The following is a 17,381-nucleotide window of genomic DNA, read 5'->3' as shown; positions in this document are numbered from 1 at the left end:
TTACCCAAGTGAGAAGCGCTATAGATCACGCGGTAAGGGCACAGCAATGCTGTGCCCCTACAAAAGATGTGGTTTAAATACATGAAAATTGCTGTAAACCCACCGAATTAGTTAAATAGGACTACGGGTTTCAACGTAGACGACGTTTAACAAGCATTTGAAGCAAAACGAAGACTAGAGTTTAACTTTTAGAGGGAAAAGTATATTTACTGAAAATTAAGCAATTATACGGATACAACAAGCAAGTAACTACATTTAAACTGGTGGCTTGGAAGCTAAAACGCTAACAAGACTCTTGAAATAGTACTGTAAAAACTCAAATCTTAATAAGAATATCAAAGTAAAAATTTGATATTGTACAACTACATTGTCTGTGTGGCAGTTAAGAAAACTCTCGTTTTTTTGACTTTTCTAGTTGCAAATAATCCTGAGTGAAAAATTTCTTGATTACAGGTTTTGGCGATCAGCATTGCAGGTCGCTACAGTTAGATTTACCTAATTCCTGTTCTTACATTTGGGGAGAGACTCAATCATGTCAAAGAATAAAATTGTTGTCTTAAGTGACATCCATATTGGGACAAATAGTCCTACAAACTGGTATCAACAAAACTTCCATGAACCTTATTTATCAGCCATTCTAGACTATGTAATCAAGAATGCTGCTGACATTCAAGAGCTAATCTTACTCGGCGACATATTCGATTTCTGGACTTACCCCCCCGATCGCCAACCCCCTAGCTACATTGATACCCTAAACGCTAATCCCAATATTTTGGGAATCAATGGAAAGTTAAGTCAAGCTTTGACGGCTTTAGAAGGAAGAGTGATTTATCTCAATGGCAATCATGATATCAATGTCACTCAAAGCGATTTGCAGCAAATTCAAAATTCAGCGGGTTATCAAATCAAGTATTATTCCGATCCGATTTATTATTTCCAAACTGCCGCAGGCAAAAAAATTGCTTTTACTCATGGGCATACCTTTACCCTGTTTAATGCTCCTGATACCCAAACTCCGCTCAGTCCGTTACCCGTGGGCTTTTTTGTCACTCGCTCAGTAGGTTATCAGTTAAACAAAACACTAAAACCCGGACAAACTGTTGCTGATTTACCTGGTCAAGGCTCTCCTAATGGTATAAATTTAGATGCGTTAGCCTCCTTAATTTGGAACGCTATTTCTTCTATTTCTTCTGGTTCATTCAACTTAGTGGATACGGTTCTTAACTACATAATGAAAGTGACCGGAATGCCAGAAAATGAGCCAATTATTTTACCTGATGGTCAAACAACGACTATCGCACAAGCCAAAACTACGTACAGTAATTTGCAAAATCAGTGGATCTCTGATTGGGGAGGGGGGGATGATGGTATCTTAGCCCTTGTAAAATCCGCGATCGCCGATTTAAATGGAACTTATATTGCGTGGTTTGCCCAACAATCTGCCCTAACATCTGGCTCAGATTTGATTGTTTTAGGACATACCCATACCCCCAAGCAGGGTCTCACCAATGGATTAGTGCAATATACTAATGATGGTTTTGAATGTCCTTCATCCCCTGATATTCCCTCACAAACTTTTACTTTCTCAGTGGTAGATACAGACAACTGCCAAGCTAGTCTTTATCAAGTAGTTAAGCAGAATAATGACTATCAAATAAGCTCCTTTTCTGCTCCTCCAGACTCAGTTATTAATTCACCGTCATCAGATTTTTCCTCTTATATTATTATTGACAACACCAATGGAAAATCAACATTGAATTTAACTAATTCCACGAAAATTAGCGGTCATTATGTTGTCGCTCCTCCTAAGCAAATTTCGCCAGGGCAACAAGGAAAGTTCTGGCTACAGGATTATCCTGGTTTAGTCGGTTCACAAGGTACCGCAACCTATTCATTAGGAAACCAATCTTTAGAATTGACCTATGCTTGTCCTACTACCTGGTTCAACAGTTGCTCTGGTGCTAACTTCTACACGAGTAATGATGGAGTGAATTGGGGAGAACTTAATCAAATCCAAAAGAGCGGTCATCCCTTTTTCGTGAAGTTTGTTTTGTAATACGATTAGAATTGGTGCAATAGTCAATAGAATTAGCTCTAGCAGTTTTGCTAGGGCTATTTTAAGATTAAGAGACCATTTATTTTCAAGCTAAGTCGAATAAAACTTCAAGCTGACATCATATTATTTTGAAATACAACAAGATGCGATCGCATCTGTACCAGACTGAACTAAGTTAACTTGTTTGAGTAGATCCATCCAAGCTGATGCAATTTTTGGATCTTTGTGTTTAGTATCTTTTAAACTTTCTCCCAAAGTTGTTAAAGCATCATACCAAATACCATGCTCAGCAAAAAAACTAGCTCTTGCCAATGGTGTTTTAGCTGCTTCAAGTTGTTGTCGCCATGATGGGTTGAGAGCCATTTGTGTCATTGAACCTTGCACATAAACAGCAGCAGATGGCTTATCAGGATCGCAATAAATAGAAAAAGTCCAAGTATAAGATTTACCAGCTACTAAAGGTGTTGTAGGTTTTACAGGTAGGCTAAAAATTCCTGATTGTGTTTCTGGTGGATTAAATTTTGTATGATAAACGTAATTATCTGCTTCGTCTTGAATTACAAATTCAACAGGGACTTTGGGGCTTAACTTATCAGGTACAAAAAACCAAAATGTTGGGGTTTGAGATACTGATTGTCCCCATACTAAATCTTTAGTTGCTGTCTTCGTTATGGGTACTAAAGCTGTCAGAGTTTCATACTGCTTACAGGAACCACGACTACCTCCACCTCTACGTCTTCCTCTGGGTTCTCCTGGCTTTTCCTGTAATGTTGGTGCAACATAGGTGATTTTGTTTGTAGGTGTTAGGGTTTGAGCCTGTACATCCCAATTTCCAGGTGGATTAAAAATACCCAAGGTAAGTGTAGATATCAAGGTGGTAGTGTGAAACCAAAGTAGCTTTTTCATAGGAGAAATTAATTAGCGATCGCCACAGTAATTTATTAAGAATAATTCAGAATTCAGAATTCAGAATTTTTACACCTAATTTATTACTACACTTCCCTTCCCTACAATTTCTGTAATTTTTTGGCGATCAAGAAAAATATAGTACTACTAAGTAACAAAGAAATCATCGGTGGTACTAAAGGTATCCAGCCACCTTGAGTCAACACGAGGGAGCAAAGTCCAAACAGAATAACTAATGCTGCGGTTACGGCAATACTGACGTAAGCTATTTTGCGAAGATACCAAGCCAGTAAACCACCTGTCAAAGACCAACCCCAAACCCAGCAAATATCACCCCATTGGCTCCAAACCCATAACAAGGGTCTTTGGTCTAAAGCAGCACTGAGTATTTGGCTCACCATCTGTGCCTGAATAATTACGCCTGGGATGATTTCTGAAGGGTTTTTACTGTCTGGCGTATACCAGTAATCGCTACTACTATTACTGGTGACACCAATGAGAATAATCCGGTTTTTCAGGGCATTGGGGTTAATTTGTCCGTTCAAGACTTGGGTGAGGGTGATTTGGGGTGCGATCGCTTGCACTGAGGGCGAAAAACGATAATTTAGTAAAATCTGACTACCTTCGGTATCTATGAACTGATAACCGCCAGTCTGATTTTGTAAGCGTGGGAAAGTTTTATTTCCCAGTTGTAAATCCCAATTTGGGGTAAATTTGGCTGTAATTCCCTGTTTTTTCAGATAAAGAAATGCTAGCTGCACACTAAAGGCAGAAGCCGGAGTGCAACTTGACGAAATCGGGTTGGGAGTCATTGCCAACAAATGACGGCGAACTACACCATCGTTGTCTTCAAGAAAATCGCTAAAACCCAGCCGTGTTTCTGGTATTTCTGGCGGGGGTGAAATGCCTGTGGGATCGTATTTTGGATCGGCGCGTTTGCAAATTGCAATCAGGCGATCGCTTTTTTGCATCCGCTTGGCTAGTTCTGGTTGGTTGGTACTTACGGGAAAATCTCGGTATATATCTAGACCAATAGCTGCTGGCTGGTATTGTTCCAGTTTGGTTAGTAGCAGATTGAGATACTTGTCGGATAGAGAACCTTGGCGCGGTTCCTTTCCTTGGGCTTGAATATCTTGGTCGGTAACAGTTATTACTAAAATCCGCGAGTCTGGCTGTTCTTTGGGTCGCAGTTGCATTAATTGGTCAAATGCTTCTAGTTCTGGCGGTTGCAGTCCACCGAATAACCGTATTAATACGATAAGTAAAGTCACACTGAAGCTATTTAAAAAAACCAGTGGTAACTGTCTGAAATTCGGACGCGGCAGATATAAACCCAACCGACCACCGCAGAGATCCTGCCAGGTGGGGGAAATTTCCGCTGGGTTTTGACAAATTACAGGTAACCAAGTGGCGCAGGGAAAATCATGTTCTAGAGATTGTAATCTTTCTCTGGCCTCCCTGACGGCTGTATATAAAGTTTTGCCCCGTGAAAAAAGTGCCAACAAGTGCTTCAAAAATTCCTGCGCTACCCGATCTGGTACGGGTTCGCGCATGACAACTACTTGGGGTAAATGTAAATCGGCCAAATCTTGTGCTAATCCCAAACCATCACAAGAGTTAAAAATTGCTAGCTGCAAACCTTGAGCGATCGCCTTTTGTAAACCATACTTTAATTGTTCAATGGTTAAACTTTCGCCAGAATTCAGCAGCATTCGCCCTTTTCCTTGGCTGGAACTATGCCCCGCAAAAAAAAGAATGTCCCAACCTGACTCCCATAATTGTTCTGTGATTTGGGAACGGTTGGGTTCAACTAAAAATTTGAGTTCAGCATTAGGTAATTGCCGAAGTAAATTTTGGTCTTTTTCGATATCAATGCCGTGGCGATCGCCTAAAATTGCTAAGATTCTGACTTTACCTTTAGCCTTTTTAGGATTTGTTTTCACAGAACGGGCATATTCTGGCGGACTCAGGGCGATTTCTGCTTGTGGATAATCACTGAAAAACTGCCACAGACACCAAGGAAGCTTTAAAACCTGTGGCGATTGGGCAGTAATTATGCAACGAATTTCTTCTGTGGGTAACAGTTGAGTACGTAGTTTCCGGTCAATATTGAGAAACAGTGAACTATTTAGCCATGTATTTAAACTTTGTTGTAATTCTTGGCAGAGGTTGTCAAACTCGCCTTGGGAAATATGGGTAACGTCTTCCTCATCAATTTCAAAATCTGCAATGTTGCGACTGCGCCAACCCAAACTAGCATACAAAGCTGTATACATTTGTTGCCAACGTTGATAAAGATGCTCCAATTGTGGTGCAGCAGGTAATCCACCTGTAAATTGCATGGGAGTGGGAGTATCCGTTTGCCAAAGTTGAGCAGCGATCGTGGGAAACCCTTGGTGTAAGTTTCCTTTTCCTAAGTTGAGGACGATCAGTTTACTCATGGGTGGGAGTGGGGGGATGAGGGAGATGAGGGAGATGAGGGAGATGAGGGGAAGTTGCAGTAAGTCTTTCTCCTTTGCTCCCCATCATCTTTTCCATGCCCCATGCCCAATTGTCACCTAACTTTCAAACTCTTCCATAAAGTTGAAATCATCTAAAACAACCTGAAGAGTAAATCGCGTGTTTTGGGGACATTTAAATCGCTTGAGTTGGATTGAATTATCTGTTTCCCTTGCTTGCACTGATTGGACAATTTCTCCGGAAGCAGAAATCAATGTCAAACTAATATTTATAGGTAGATAGAAATTGCGTTTTTTATGATACAACTGGGCACGAATTCCTACTCTATTATCTATTTCTGCTGTCAATGTTAACATTAACACTACAGCTTGATTGCTGTTTGGTAACTCAATCTCCCTAACTCGTTGGATTGATTGCTCAGCCACATCAGTAACCTGGCGAAAGCTAAAGGCAAAATCTGGCTGTGTACCCAGGAAGGTTTCTATTGTTTGCCAGCTATCTGCAACTATATTTTGGAACCACTGACGCAAGTTAACAAGTGCTGGGTTCTGTGTATATCTTTGTGGCCAGTCTTCGCTGTTTAACAAGGCTCCCCAAATTTCAAAGGGCAATTCCAAGCGAGGATTTGTTGAACTTTCTAATCTTTGCCAGAGATTTTCTACTTGAGTAGCTGATAAAATAGGCAAAGCAGCAATCGCTGTTTGTGTTTGTTCTTCAGGATATAGTTGACGTACTACCCAAAGTACATTCAAATCCTCAATCATTTGATTGGCATCTAAAGAATAAGTCCGTTCTTGGGAATCGTAGCTACCTTGATTTTTTAACTGCTCATGGGTGGTATAACCCCAAATTCTCATCCATTGACCATCGGGATTGACTTGTACTGCTAAATAATAATCTCCTGCCCATTGAGGAATATCTATCCATTCTTGTGGTACAGAAAATTCTCTAGTTTCTAGGCTTTTATCTGGAATTAAAATCAAGCGTTTTGTATCGATATTTATAGCAGTGCCGTTGACCAGTTCCCAAGTTATTGGCAATGTATCAATAGTAGCTTCTGGTACGTATTCTGCTTGCAACCAAGGCAGAAAGGTGCTAATGCATACTTGATTTAGAAAGGCATTCCAACGGCCACGGGGACTAACACTAGACTGGCTTTGCAGCCAAGATTGATTTTGAACTTCCAAAGACACCTCTAACCACAGTTGAGTCGGAGGAACACAAAATGATGACATAGCTACTGCTCCTTTGAGGAGTGAGGTTCTAAATTACGGAAATAATTTTGTAACCATTCCTCTAATACTGCACTGATATGTTTAACCACGTTGGAAGTTGGAGAAATATGCATTGTTTCTTGACTCCATTTGGCGATCGCCAGTAATAAAGACTCTCTCGTTTTCGCCAATTGCCGCGATACTTGATATTGCTGGATTTGCTGTTGTTTAGCAATTTGTTGTTGAGTCAGTCCTTGTTGATAGTACAATTCCAGTAATTGTTGTGATTGGGGAGACAGTTTTGCCAGGGTAGTAATTAATAGATTGTGGATTTCTTGTTGTTGATTTTTTTGAATATCTGCTTCTTCTGTGGCAATTAAATCTGCTAATAAAGATTCATTTTGAGTAGTATCTGGTAAATCATCTTGTAATTCACTATCTGCTTGACCTGTTTTCGGGGCATTGAGTGAAGAAACCACAGGATATAAATAAGAACGTGCGTGTTTTGCAGATAACAGCAACCACTTTTCTAGAGTTTGGGCGTTGGATTCTGTCCCTGGTGGATTAAGTTGTGTTAAGCGATCGCGGTTATAAAGTTGAGCAATTGCTTCCCATGTATCTTGTTCGGGTCTTTGCAACTTCCGCGCTTGTGGTGATTTACCCAGAATGTAACCATCGGCAAAACATTTCCACGCTAACAAGTAACGGGCAATAGTTTCATCTGTTAGCCCAGCATTTTGTAAAGATTCCTGTAGTCGCTTGCGGCTCAATTTTAGTAGCAGTGCCCAATCGTTACAAAAATCTATTTCTTGTTTTTGCCGCAAAGCATCCCGAATCACATTGCCAAAAGCCACATTGCTGTAGCTTTTGAGGCTGGCTTTTTGGTCAGGATCGCAAGCTTTGAGAATTTTTGGTACTTCTGCGATCGCTATTTGAAAACAGTCAGACAAGGTACACTGCACACTAGCAATTTGAGGAATCGTCCTTTGCGCTGACCAATAACAGGTTTCTTGCAGATAAGCCGAAAGATGCGCCTCAGCTAGAGAGTTAGGCTGATTTTGCCAGTTTTTATGCCAGTAAATTGCCCAAAAACTTTCCGAGTGTTTCGTTTCAGATATTTGTACCAAGCAATTTTGGATACTGCGCCGTAGTTTGGCATCATATACCCAACAGTTGAAGCGATCGGCTTCAAATTGGATGAAAGTCGAAAATATTTCCGAAATGTTCTGGCGAGGACGCATGAATTCAAAAGGATAAACCTTCAAAAATCAGTATATAGTTTAATACAATGATTTCAAAGTCTCTTGTAATATACGTTTGAGCCTATTTTTTTGGTGTTGTTTACCTAAGTTTGATTAATCTGTATCCAGCTTTACTTTAGTCATATATTTTCCTGTTTGTCCTAAACACTTTGGCACTTGCTATAAAAATAAAATAATCCTGGGACATACCACAGGTTTATTTATGAAATTCAAGTGGCCCTCTCAAATTTTGATGAGTGCGATCGCGCTTTCTGGTGTTATGGTGTCTCCCGTAATGGCACAGTATCCACCAATACAACAACCTCCAGTATATCCAGGAGTACAATCATCTCCAGTATATCCAGGAGTACAACCACCTCCAGTATATCCAGGAGTACAATCATCTCCAGTATATCCAGGAGTACAACCACCTCCAGTATATCCAGGAGTACAAGTATTTCCAGTATATCCACCAATACAACCACCTCCAGTATATCCACCAATACAACCATCAGCATTTTCTTCCACCTCCTTTGTCTGCGGTCAAATAGGAGGCTCACCAGCCACACTTGTTCAAGTGAACGGTCAAACACTACTATTGCCCCTAATCATTTGGGAAACGGCAAGTTATGATATGTCACCCGAACAACGGTGTCAGGCGGTTTCCTGGCAAATGACAAGAGCAGTAGCACAAAATGGTGGCAAATTGAGTAACTTGCTGCTGGCGACTGGTAAGATCAATGGTTACAACGTAATTTGTTTTGTTAATGCTGCCGAAAGTTGCAAATCCGAGAACGTGATCATGACCTTGCTCAGAAGGGAAAATGCTCGCAATCCTGGTAACGTCTTAACCCGAATTATCCGGTTTGGTAGATACGGTACAGGTTTAAATGTAATTGAAAGCGGTGGCTTTACAGGTGGTGTAGTTGGTGAGGCAGAAATTATTCCCACTGCTGTCAGCATCGAGGAAGCTATTAATCAACTAGTCAATGAATCCGGCGGAATGCCTACTGCCCCTGCTCCTGGAGGTTATACTGCTCCTGCTCCTGGAGGTTATACTGCTCCTGCTCCTGGAGGTTATACTGCTCCTGCTCCTGGAGGCTATACTGCTCCTGCTCCTGGTGGTGGCCCCATCTAGGTTCAGTAAGTCCTAGTAGAGACTATGTGTAAGTTCTACAAACTTGCTTGACGATCGCTATTTTTAAGTCCAGTCTGTTTGTAAGCTGTTCAGTTAGGTAGGTCTTGTTCGTATCGCCTTCTTTAGCAGCTAACCCAGACTTCACGGATAATCAGCCTCTGCATCAGAATTATCTGGCGATGCCTGTGGCAAGCCCTGTAGTCTACGCTCAATATCCAGAAACGAGAACTACTATTGCTAAATCGGTGTCAGCGATCGCTCCAGATTGAACCCGAAATGAGCGGTAGTCCTGTTTTAGATCAAAATAGTCGCTTAACTACAATTAATGGCGGTTTAAAATACCCTATCCAGGGTATCATCGCCTTTATTTTTACCGATAGCACAATACCAAATCCAGCTTTATTTACAGCAGTTTTCATGTATTTAGACCACATGCTGATATCTGTACTTCTTTCTTCCTTTGCGCCTACCCTACGGGATCGCGAAGCGCGATTGCGTGAGATATAAAAACGTGGTTCATTTAGAGGTTGAATGAACAAGTATTTCGCTGTGACTTTAGGCACTTCTTGATCCCCCCTAACCCCCCTTAAAAAGGGGGGAAAACTTCTTAAAGTCCCCCTTCTTAAGGGGGATTTAGGGGGATCTGGAACGTTTTGTTACCAAGAAGAGGACTTTTCAAACATGCTCTTAGATGAAAATCGCTGTAAACAAATGGAAGCTTTGAGTTTGGCTATTCCAATTGGTAAATTTCAACAATTATTTGGACATTCTCCTAATTCGATTCTAGCTAATTATTAATCGAATGGTGTAGGGGAAGAAAAACTCTCTCTTTCATTTATTCCGGGTTGCAGTGCCGCCATTGCTGACTTAAGTTATTCTTGCTGAGGCTTTTTTATCAATGAACCTACAATTTATTAGCTCTAAGTTTGCTGATACTGTAATTAGTGGATCTGCTTGTTTTGCAGCAATAGTATTCGTTCAATCTGCCGCTTTTGCTGCTAAATCTTCTCAGGAAATTGCCCAATATGCTAACACCATTACCGTGCAAGTAAACAGACCTGCTGGAGTTGGTGCTGGTTTAGCAAGTGATGGTTCTGGATTTATTATCAAGCGCGAGGGAAACACTTACATTGTCCTAACTTGCAATCATGTTATTAATCCATCGGACGGTCCAAAACCAGTGAGAATTCGCACCAACGATGGACTTTCTCATATCATTAATCCCACAAGCGTGAAAAGTTTAGGAACTAACACTAAAGGGAGTAACGATTTAGCCTTATTTACTTTTAATAGCGACAAAGACTATGCAGTTGCAGAATTAAGAAGTCCTAATCAAGCAAAATTGGGCAGTAAGGCGTTTATTTTTGGTTATCCAGTTAACAATGATTTAAACAGAATTGCTGAAAATCGTGTTTATGATTTCCAATCAGGAACGATTTGGGAATCCAAAGATGCGAGTTTGAGCGATGGTGGGTACTCGTTGCAATATGCCGCTCAAACAGCAGGTGGGATGAGTGGGGGTCCAGTGTTAGATGTGGATGCGAAAGTAATTGGGGTTCATGGTAAAGCTGACACAGAAACAGATGTTAAGCAACTCCAATCGGGGGATCAATTAACAACAGATATTAAATCAGGAATTAGTGCAGCAGTTCCCATTGAAAGTGCAATCATTCTATCTCAGCAGATTGGAATTTATGGTTTGAAGGTAGACACTTCTGCCAGTACAGATAACCCCAAGCAACGGATAACAAATCCTCAAGAACCTAATGATTTCTTAGCACGGGGACTGTCTCAAACAAGTAATAATCGTACCTTAGCAATTAATGATTTTAGCCAAGCGATCGCTCTCGATCCTAAAAATAGTATGGCTTATTACAATCGTGGTAATACTCGATACGATATGGGTGATAAACAAGGGGCGCTTGCTGACTATAATGAGGCCATTCGCTTTAACCCCTATCATGCCAATGCTTACTATAACAGAGGGGTAGTGCGATATTATCTCGGCGATAAGCAAGGTGCAATTGCAGACTTTACCGTTGCCCTACATTTCTCTCCTGATGATATTTTGGCTTACTATAGCCGGGGATCTGTATTTCGCACTATGAGAGACGGGCGCGGTACATTTGCCGATTTTGACCAGGTTGTTCGCCTTGCACCTCATCTGCCTGAGTCTTATTATAACCGCGCCCTGGCTCGTGCCTTTTTTAACGATCGCCAAGGAATTGTTGCTGATTTCACTCAAGCGATCGCTCTCAACCCCCGATTTAGCAACGCCTACATCAATCGCTCCCAGACAATGCGCCGTTTGGGACAGTTACCCGCAGCGATTCAGGATTTAAACACGGTGCTGAGTTACGAGCCAAATAATGCCATAGCCATTTACCAACGTGGTTTGTTCCGACGCGATGCTGGCGATCGTCAAGGTGCATTTGCCGATTTACAAAGAGCAGCTGATTTATTCCAGCAAGCTAGGGATACCGCTAATTACCAAAAAGCAATGTACGCAATTCAACGCTTGCAGTCATCACCTCCTACTTTCCCTCCTAGTCAACCAAACTACAGACAACCAGGTGGTGAAATTACCCCAGGTAGCATAAATCAAGCTATTTAGACCTTCCGCATATTTTGGCTGATGGGGTCAAAACCTTTAGAAAAACGGGTGCTTTCATCATAGTAAGCACCAGTCAGATTTGCTCCATACAACTTGGCATATTTGAGTTTAGCTCCCCGGAGATTCGCTTCATTGAGTTTGACACCGCTCAAATTTGCTCTAGTCAAATTCGCTCTGGCTAAGTTAGTTCTACTCAAATCAGCTCCCCAGAGTTTGGCTTTAGCTAAATTAGCTCCAGTCAAGTCAGATCCCCATAAATTAATTCCAGGTAAGTAGGCTCCAATCAACTTGTCCCTACTCAAGTTGACAGCTGGAAAATATCTTTCCCCTCCGGCATAACGCCTTTTCAATTCTTCAGCATCCATGCATCACATTCACCTTTCTCAGCAGTACAGAAGTTATTTGTTCCCATTCTTGGCTTAGCCCTCCTGAAAACTCTTGCTGGCCACAGCGTCGATACCAGTAACGCGCATTATTCAAATCGCCTTCTTTGCGGTGCAGGTAAGCATGAACCCAAGCACTATCAGCATCGCCAGCATCTTGAACTATTTCATGAGCTTTGCTCCAATCACCTTTTTGGTCATACCACATTGCTTGCAGCGCTTTTGGCAATGTCTGAGGACATGGGCGCTGTTTTTCCATCAATCGCAAGAATTCCTCTGTATTCACGATCGCCACCCAAGAAAAATCAAACTTCTATCTTTAAGATACTCCTTCAGGGAGGCAGGGGGAGCAGAGGAGGCAGGGGGAGCAGGGGAAGAATAATAACTCTTAATGGGCTAAACGCCACGCTATCCATGTACAGCACTTCTAATGCCCAATGCCCAATTCCCAATGCCCCATCCCCTTTCAAATCCGCTTGACTGGAATCACTTCAAACTCGAAAGTATTAATTAAACGGTCATCAATATAGACCTGTATTTTATATTTACCAAGTGGATCGCCAGGAGCGATCGTCCAAAAATTCTCAATCACGCCGTCGGGAGCAGATTCTATGCGCCGCGTTATGGATGTAGTACCATCTGCTGAGATTGCGAAGTTTTCACCATTATCTGTACCCCAAGTTTCTGGAGGTTTTGGTAAACGCAAGACTTCGCGCCATTTGACTTCACTTTGGTAATCTTTGAGTTTAATTCGCCATCCGTAGGCATTTCCTTCCTGGAGTGGCACACTTCTTGTCTCAAAAATGGTAACGTTACCTTTGCTGTCAACTCTCTTCAACCCAAACTCAGCGTTACTAACAGTAATCTTTTTGAGGCTTGTTGGTGTAGGAAATGATGTGGCATTTTGTACAACAACAGAATTAGCGTTGATTGGCTCAGAAGCTATGATCCCAAATATAAGCCAAGAAGAAGCTAGCACAGCAGTAGTAGCCCAAATTCTCATTTTTTTTGATTTTCCTGTCAGACGTTTGGTACTTATTCAAGTAATCTGACATATTTTCCGGGTCAAAGATACTGATGATTGGACAAAGACGAAATTGTTTTTACTAGTTGGTTTTCTTGAATACTAGTGTTGGCGATCGCAGTTCAAAACTTAGATCCCCGACTTCTAAAAGAAGTCGGGGATCTAAATATCGGTAATTTGAACGAAATCACACATGATTGCCATAGAGCAAACTTCTATTGAGAGAAAATGAATTTTGACTGGAAATTAATAATGTTTACTTACCTCACAACTTTTTTGACTGATGTGATAATTTCTTCGCCATTTTTCCAGATGTTCTATAGATATTGATTTAGATATGACGTTCACACCATTTCCTCGCCAAGCAACTTCTGGATCTGTTGTGAAAACTCCACATTCTAATTGCTCTAGCCTAATATTCCAATATTCACTAAATCGACCTTTTAAGGTAATAACTTGCTCAAATACCTTATTTCTGTGTTTATTTCTTCTTTTTCTTTCTGTTGCTCCTGTTGCTTCTGTATCAATAAACTTAGTTTCAACTAAAAACAAAGTACCTTTAAAAGTCAGGTAAACAAAATCGCACTTACCTAAATCTGTATAATCTGATATTGGCGATTTTTCAAATAACAACAATTCAGCGCACGAGGGAAACAAGTCTCTAATATTCAAAAATAAATAAGCTTGTAACAGAAGCTCCTTATCATAAGGAAACAACAGCACTCCTTCAAAAAATTTTTGAATGTCCTCCTGAGTTTGCGGTTGAATTCTTTTACAGTATGAAACAAATTTATGTAGCTCGTTGACCATCATCAAGTTATAACTCCTTCCCCCGGTCACAGTCTTAAGGCCTATGGCATAAAAAGATACCATTTCATTAAGAGAAATTTCATCCGCATAAGTAACTAAAAAAACTATTAAAATCCTAAATACTTAAGGCAATCTACTGTTGACAGTTGAGTAAAACTTCTAACAGAATTTGCTTTTAGTACTAGTGGACTTTTCACTTTTAAAATCAGCTACCAGTCAGCGATTTCATATGAGCAGTAAAACTGGCGTTTTGCAAAGCTTGAACAGTTATTCTAGAATCTTGTACGCAAAATTGCCAACCCAAACGAACAAGTTTACGCGAATTTTCAGTTTGTATAATTCCAATTACTGGCATTTTTGCCTTTTCTTTGTCTGGTGAGTGTTCTTGCAAAATTGTTTTTAAGCGATGTAATTCTTCAATATTAACTGCTTGCTGGGGATTTAACTCCACCATTACCATTTGTACTGTTTCCACAGGTTCTGCATCTTCAAGGATAAATTGAGTTTGGTCATCACGTCGATCTACTTTTCCCCAAATAATCAATCTGGTATCAACTTGGAGTACGGAACTAATGCGTTCATAGGTTTTGGGAAAGACTACAGCTTCTAATTGTGTAGTTAAGTCTTCTATTTGCAGAATTGCCATTTGGTCACCTTTTTTAGTAACAACTTTTTTGACATTATTCAACATGACAACTGCACAAAGTCTTGTATCTTCTTTTTGTTCTCCAAGCTGTGAAAGATTAATCGGAGTCAATAGTGGTGCTATTTGCCGTAAAGATTTCAGTGGATGATCTGATACATAAAAACCTAATAATTCTTTCTCCTTCTGCAACTTTTCCTGTGGAGTAAAGTCCCCCACAGGTTTAGCTTTAGGAGCAGTTTCAAAGGCATTACTTGCTCTTTTATTTTGAGCCTGAGAAAATCCATCGCCTAATAAATCAAAGAGATTTCCTTGACCGCTGGCTCTGTCTTTAGCGCGAGATTGTGCCCAATCATATACTAATTCTAAGTCATTGATTAACTGTTGACGGTTGTGTTCAATTTTATCAAAAGCTCCACAGTAAATGAGCGACTCCAGAGTTCGGCGGTTAACTGCACGTAAATCCACGCGATCGCAAAAATCAGCTAGAGATTTAAACTCTCCTGTCTCATTTCTGGCTGACAAAATAGAGGCGATCGCATTTTGTCCCACGTTACGCACCGCCGAAAATCCAAACAAAATCTTTCCTGCCGCCGGCGTAAAATCAACACCAGAACGATTAATATCTGGCGGATCTATGGGAATACCCATATTCGTACAGTTAGTAATATATTTCTGTACCTTATCTGTATCACCACTGTTAGCCGTCAACAGTGCCGCCATATATTCCAATGGATAATTGGCTTTTAAATATGCTGTTTGATAAGTTACATAACCGTATGCAGTTGAATGGGATTTATTGAAACAATTGGAAGCTATTAAACCATTTTTGATCGCAAAATTATGGTCACGCTCAACCCCAATATCATAGACATTTTGTCTGCCTAAATATTTGCGTGTCACTATTTTTACCATCCTACCCCCTCTGAAAACAAATTTTGCAAACAAAATTCATTAATTGATAAAATGATGAAAATTGTAGATAGAGTATTACTGATAATACAATTCCTCAATACTAGAAAACATTGCTATACTCTGACACAAAGTTAACCACAATATATCAAAAGTTTAATAAACGAATAAATACACAGTTAATAGGCAGATAATCGGCGTTTTAAAAGCTTATTAAACACATATAAATACATATTAATCCGTTTAGTCAGATAAGTGGGGAGTGGGGAGTGGGGAGTAGGGGAGTGGGGAGTAGGGGAGTGGGGAGTAGGGGAGATGAGGGGGATGAGGGAGCAGAGGAGAAATTGTAGTAAGTGTTTCCCTTCTCCTCCATGTATAATCCCCAATCCCCAATCCCCAGTCCCCACTCCCCAATCCCCAGTCCCCAATCCCCAGTCCCCAATCCCCACCCCCCACTCCCCAATCGATTCAATATGTACTAAAATCAAGGACTTGAGTCATAAAGAGAGCAATCATGGTATCCATCCGCGAGTTGCACGAACAGCTAGTAAAAAAAGAACGTTCTGCTGTTGAAATTACCCAAGAAGCTTTAGAGCGCATTCAAGCCTTAGAGCCGAAATTGCACAGCTTTTTATGTGTGACAGCAGAACGGGCATTAGAGCAGGCGGGTACTGTGGATGCCAAAATCGCTGCGGGAGAAGAAATTGGACTGCTAGCAGGTATTCCTGTGGGAATCAAGGACAATATGTGTACCAAGGGGATTCCTACTACCTGCGGCTCCCGCATTTTGGAAAATTTTGTGCCGCCCTATGAATCAACAGTGACACAAAAACTGGCAGATGCTGGGGCGGTAATGGTGGGTAAAACCAACTTAGATGAGTTTGCGATGGGTAGTTCCACAGAGAACTCTGCCTACCAAGTCACGGCTAACCCTTGGGATTTGTCACGAGTTCCAGGTGGTTCTTCGGGAGGTTCGGCTGCTGCGGTAGCAGCCGAAGAATGTGTGGTTGCTCTCGGTTCTGATACTGGCGGTTCAATTCGCCAACCAGCGTCTTTCTGCGGTGTTGTGGGGATGAAACCAACTTATGGTTTGGTTTCGCGTTATGGTTTGGTGGCTTATGCTTCGTCTTTAGATCAAATTGGGCCATTTGCAAACACAGTAGAAGATGCTGCAATATTATTGAATGCGATCGCAGGTTACGATCGCCAAGACTCCACTAGCCTCAAAGTTCCCATTCCCAACTACGCTGCTAGCTTAAAACCAGATTTCAAACCCAGAGGTCTGTTAAGAGTTGGTATCATTAAAGAAACTTTTGGCGAAGGTCTAGATTCTGTAGTGGAAGAAGCTGTTACCAAAGCAGTGGATCAACTACAAAGTTTGGGAGCAGAAATTCACATAGTTTCCTGTCCCCGCTTTCGTTATGGCTTACCTACTTACTACATTATCGCCCCATCAGAAGCGTCAGCAAACCTAGCTCGTTACGATGGCGTTAAATACGGTTACCGCGCTGCTGATGCCGATAATCTCCTATCGATGTACACTCGTACCCGTGCCACTGGTTTTGGTACAGAAGTCAAACGCCGGATTATGATTGGCACTTACGCGCTTTCAGCTGGCTATTATGACGCCTACTACTTGAAAGCTCAAAAAGTCCGCACCCTGATTAAGCAAGACTTTGAAAAAGCTTTTGGCGTGGTTGATGTGTTAGTCTGTCCCACATCTCCCACTACAGCATTCAAAGCAGGGGAAAAAACTACTGACCCCTTAAGTATGTATTTAAATGACTTAATGACTATTCCCGTAAATCTTGCTGGTTTACCTAGTTTAAGTGTGCCATGTGGTTTTGACGAACAAGGACTACCCATAGGATTACAGCTCATTGGTAATGTGCTACGGGAAGACCAACTTTTTCAGGTAGCTTATGCTTATGAGCAATCCACTACTTGGCATCTGCGTAAACCGCAAATATCTTGAAAATT

General features: G+C 41.1%; 15 protein-coding genes. 6 read left to right on the top strand and 9 right to left on the bottom strand.

Annotated elements, in window-relative coordinates:
- Positions 1 to 532: 532 nt before the first annotated feature.
- Entirely contained in the window at positions 533 to 2,056 is a 1,524-nt protein-coding gene (locus IQ276_RS30005; protein WP_193918728.1) for a metallophosphoesterase, read from the top strand.
- A gap of 123 nt (positions 2,057 to 2,179) precedes the next feature.
- Here IQ276_RS30005 and IQ276_RS30000 read toward each other — a convergent pair whose 3' ends face one another.
- From IQ276_RS30000 to IQ276_RS29985, 4 genes are all read right to left on the bottom strand, one after another.
- Positions 2,180 to 2,962 (bottom strand): DUF928 domain-containing protein, encoded by a 783-nt coding sequence (locus IQ276_RS30000; protein WP_193918730.1) that lies wholly within the window; start codon positions 2,960 to 2,962, stop codon positions 2,180 to 2,182.
- Positions 2,963 to 3,063: 101 nt separating this feature from the next.
- The gene (locus IQ276_RS29995) at positions 3,064 to 5,403 is read right to left on the bottom strand and encodes a CHASE2 domain-containing protein (RefSeq protein ID WP_235116092.1); all 2,340 of its coding nucleotides are present in this window, start codon (positions 5,401 to 5,403) and stop codon (positions 3,064 to 3,066) included.
- Between the two features lie 117 nt (positions 5,404 to 5,520).
- A complete protein-coding gene (locus tag IQ276_RS29990) occupies positions 5,521 to 6,657 on the bottom strand; it encodes a DUF1822 family protein (RefSeq protein ID WP_193920836.1) in 1,137 nt (378 codons plus the stop codon).
- Between the two features lie 2 nt (positions 6,658 to 6,659).
- A complete protein-coding gene (locus IQ276_RS29985; protein ID WP_193920838.1) occupies positions 6,660 to 7,877 on the bottom strand; it encodes a sigma-70 family RNA polymerase sigma factor in 1,218 nt (405 codons plus the stop codon).
- Between the two features lie 223 nt (positions 7,878 to 8,100).
- Here IQ276_RS29985 and IQ276_RS29980 point away from each other — a divergent pair, with 223 nt between their 5' ends.
- The 4 genes from IQ276_RS29980 to IQ276_RS29965 all read left to right on the top strand — a co-directional run bounded on the left by IQ276_RS29980 (position 8,101) and on the right by IQ276_RS29965 (position 11,629).
- Positions 8,101 to 9,015, top strand: coding sequence for a COP23 domain-containing protein (locus IQ276_RS29980; protein WP_193920840.1), 915 nt, complete (start codon positions 8,101 to 8,103; stop codon positions 9,013 to 9,015).
- 104 nt (positions 9,016 to 9,119) lie between these two features.
- On the top strand, positions 9,120 to 9,284 hold the full coding sequence (locus tag IQ276_RS29975; protein ID WP_193920842.1) for a hypothetical protein: 165 nt from the start codon (positions 9,120 to 9,122) through the stop codon (positions 9,282 to 9,284).
- A complete protein-coding gene (locus IQ276_RS29970) occupies positions 9,250 to 9,522 on the top strand; it encodes a hypothetical protein (protein ID WP_193920844.1) in 273 nt (90 codons plus the stop codon). The genes IQ276_RS29975 and IQ276_RS29970 overlap by 35 nt, the downstream gene beginning before the upstream one ends.
- Positions 9,523 to 9,913: 391 nt before the next feature.
- The gene (locus IQ276_RS29965; RefSeq protein ID WP_193920847.1) at positions 9,914 to 11,629 is read left to right on the top strand and encodes a tetratricopeptide repeat-containing S1 family peptidase; all 1,716 of its coding nucleotides are present in this window, start codon (positions 9,914 to 9,916) and stop codon (positions 11,627 to 11,629) included.
- Here the strand turns inward: IQ276_RS29965 and IQ276_RS29960 are convergent.
- From IQ276_RS29960 to IQ276_RS29940, 5 genes are all read right to left on the bottom strand, one after another.
- On the bottom strand, positions 11,626 to 11,994 hold the full coding sequence (locus IQ276_RS29960) for a pentapeptide repeat-containing protein (RefSeq protein WP_193920849.1): 369 nt from the start codon (positions 11,992 to 11,994) through the stop codon (positions 11,626 to 11,628). The genes IQ276_RS29965 and IQ276_RS29960 overlap by 4 nt on opposite strands.
- Positions 11,984 to 12,298 carry a hypothetical protein gene (locus tag IQ276_RS29955; RefSeq protein WP_193920851.1) on the bottom strand — a complete coding sequence of 105 codons (315 nt, stop codon included), beginning with the start codon at positions 12,296 to 12,298 and terminating at the stop codon, positions 11,984 to 11,986. The genes IQ276_RS29960 and IQ276_RS29955 overlap by 11 nt, the downstream gene beginning before the upstream one ends.
- Before the next feature lie 180 nt (positions 12,299 to 12,478).
- The gene (locus tag IQ276_RS29950; protein ID WP_193924434.1) at positions 12,479 to 13,015 is read right to left on the bottom strand and encodes a PM0630 family protein; all 537 of its coding nucleotides are present in this window, start codon (positions 13,013 to 13,015) and stop codon (positions 12,479 to 12,481) included.
- A 267-nt stretch (positions 13,016 to 13,282) separates the two neighbouring features.
- Positions 13,283 to 13,849 (bottom strand): hypothetical protein, encoded by a 567-nt coding sequence (locus IQ276_RS29945; protein WP_190881316.1) that lies wholly within the window; start codon positions 13,847 to 13,849, stop codon positions 13,283 to 13,285.
- A 202-nt stretch (positions 13,850 to 14,051) separates the two neighbouring features.
- Positions 14,052 to 15,404: a helix-hairpin-helix domain-containing protein gene (locus IQ276_RS29940; RefSeq protein ID WP_190881315.1), complete on the bottom strand. Its 1,353-nt coding sequence runs from the start codon at positions 15,402 to 15,404 to the stop codon at positions 14,052 to 14,054.
- A gap of 511 nt (positions 15,405 to 15,915) precedes the next feature.
- Here IQ276_RS29940 and gatA point away from each other — a divergent pair.
- Positions 15,916 to 17,376 (top strand): Asp-tRNA(Asn)/Glu-tRNA(Gln) amidotransferase subunit GatA, encoded by a 1,461-nt coding sequence (gatA, locus tag IQ276_RS29935; RefSeq protein WP_221706706.1) that lies wholly within the window; start codon positions 15,916 to 15,918, stop codon positions 17,374 to 17,376.
- Positions 17,377 to 17,381 lie beyond the last annotated feature (5 nt).

This window comes from Desmonostoc muscorum LEGE 12446 (genome assembly GCF_015207005.2).
Lineage (GTDB): Bacteria > Cyanobacteriota > Cyanobacteriia > Cyanobacteriales > Nostocaceae > Nostoc > Nostoc muscorum.
The sequence above is the reverse complement of the archived record's forward strand: the minus strand, read 5'-3'. Positions and strand labels throughout refer to the sequence as shown.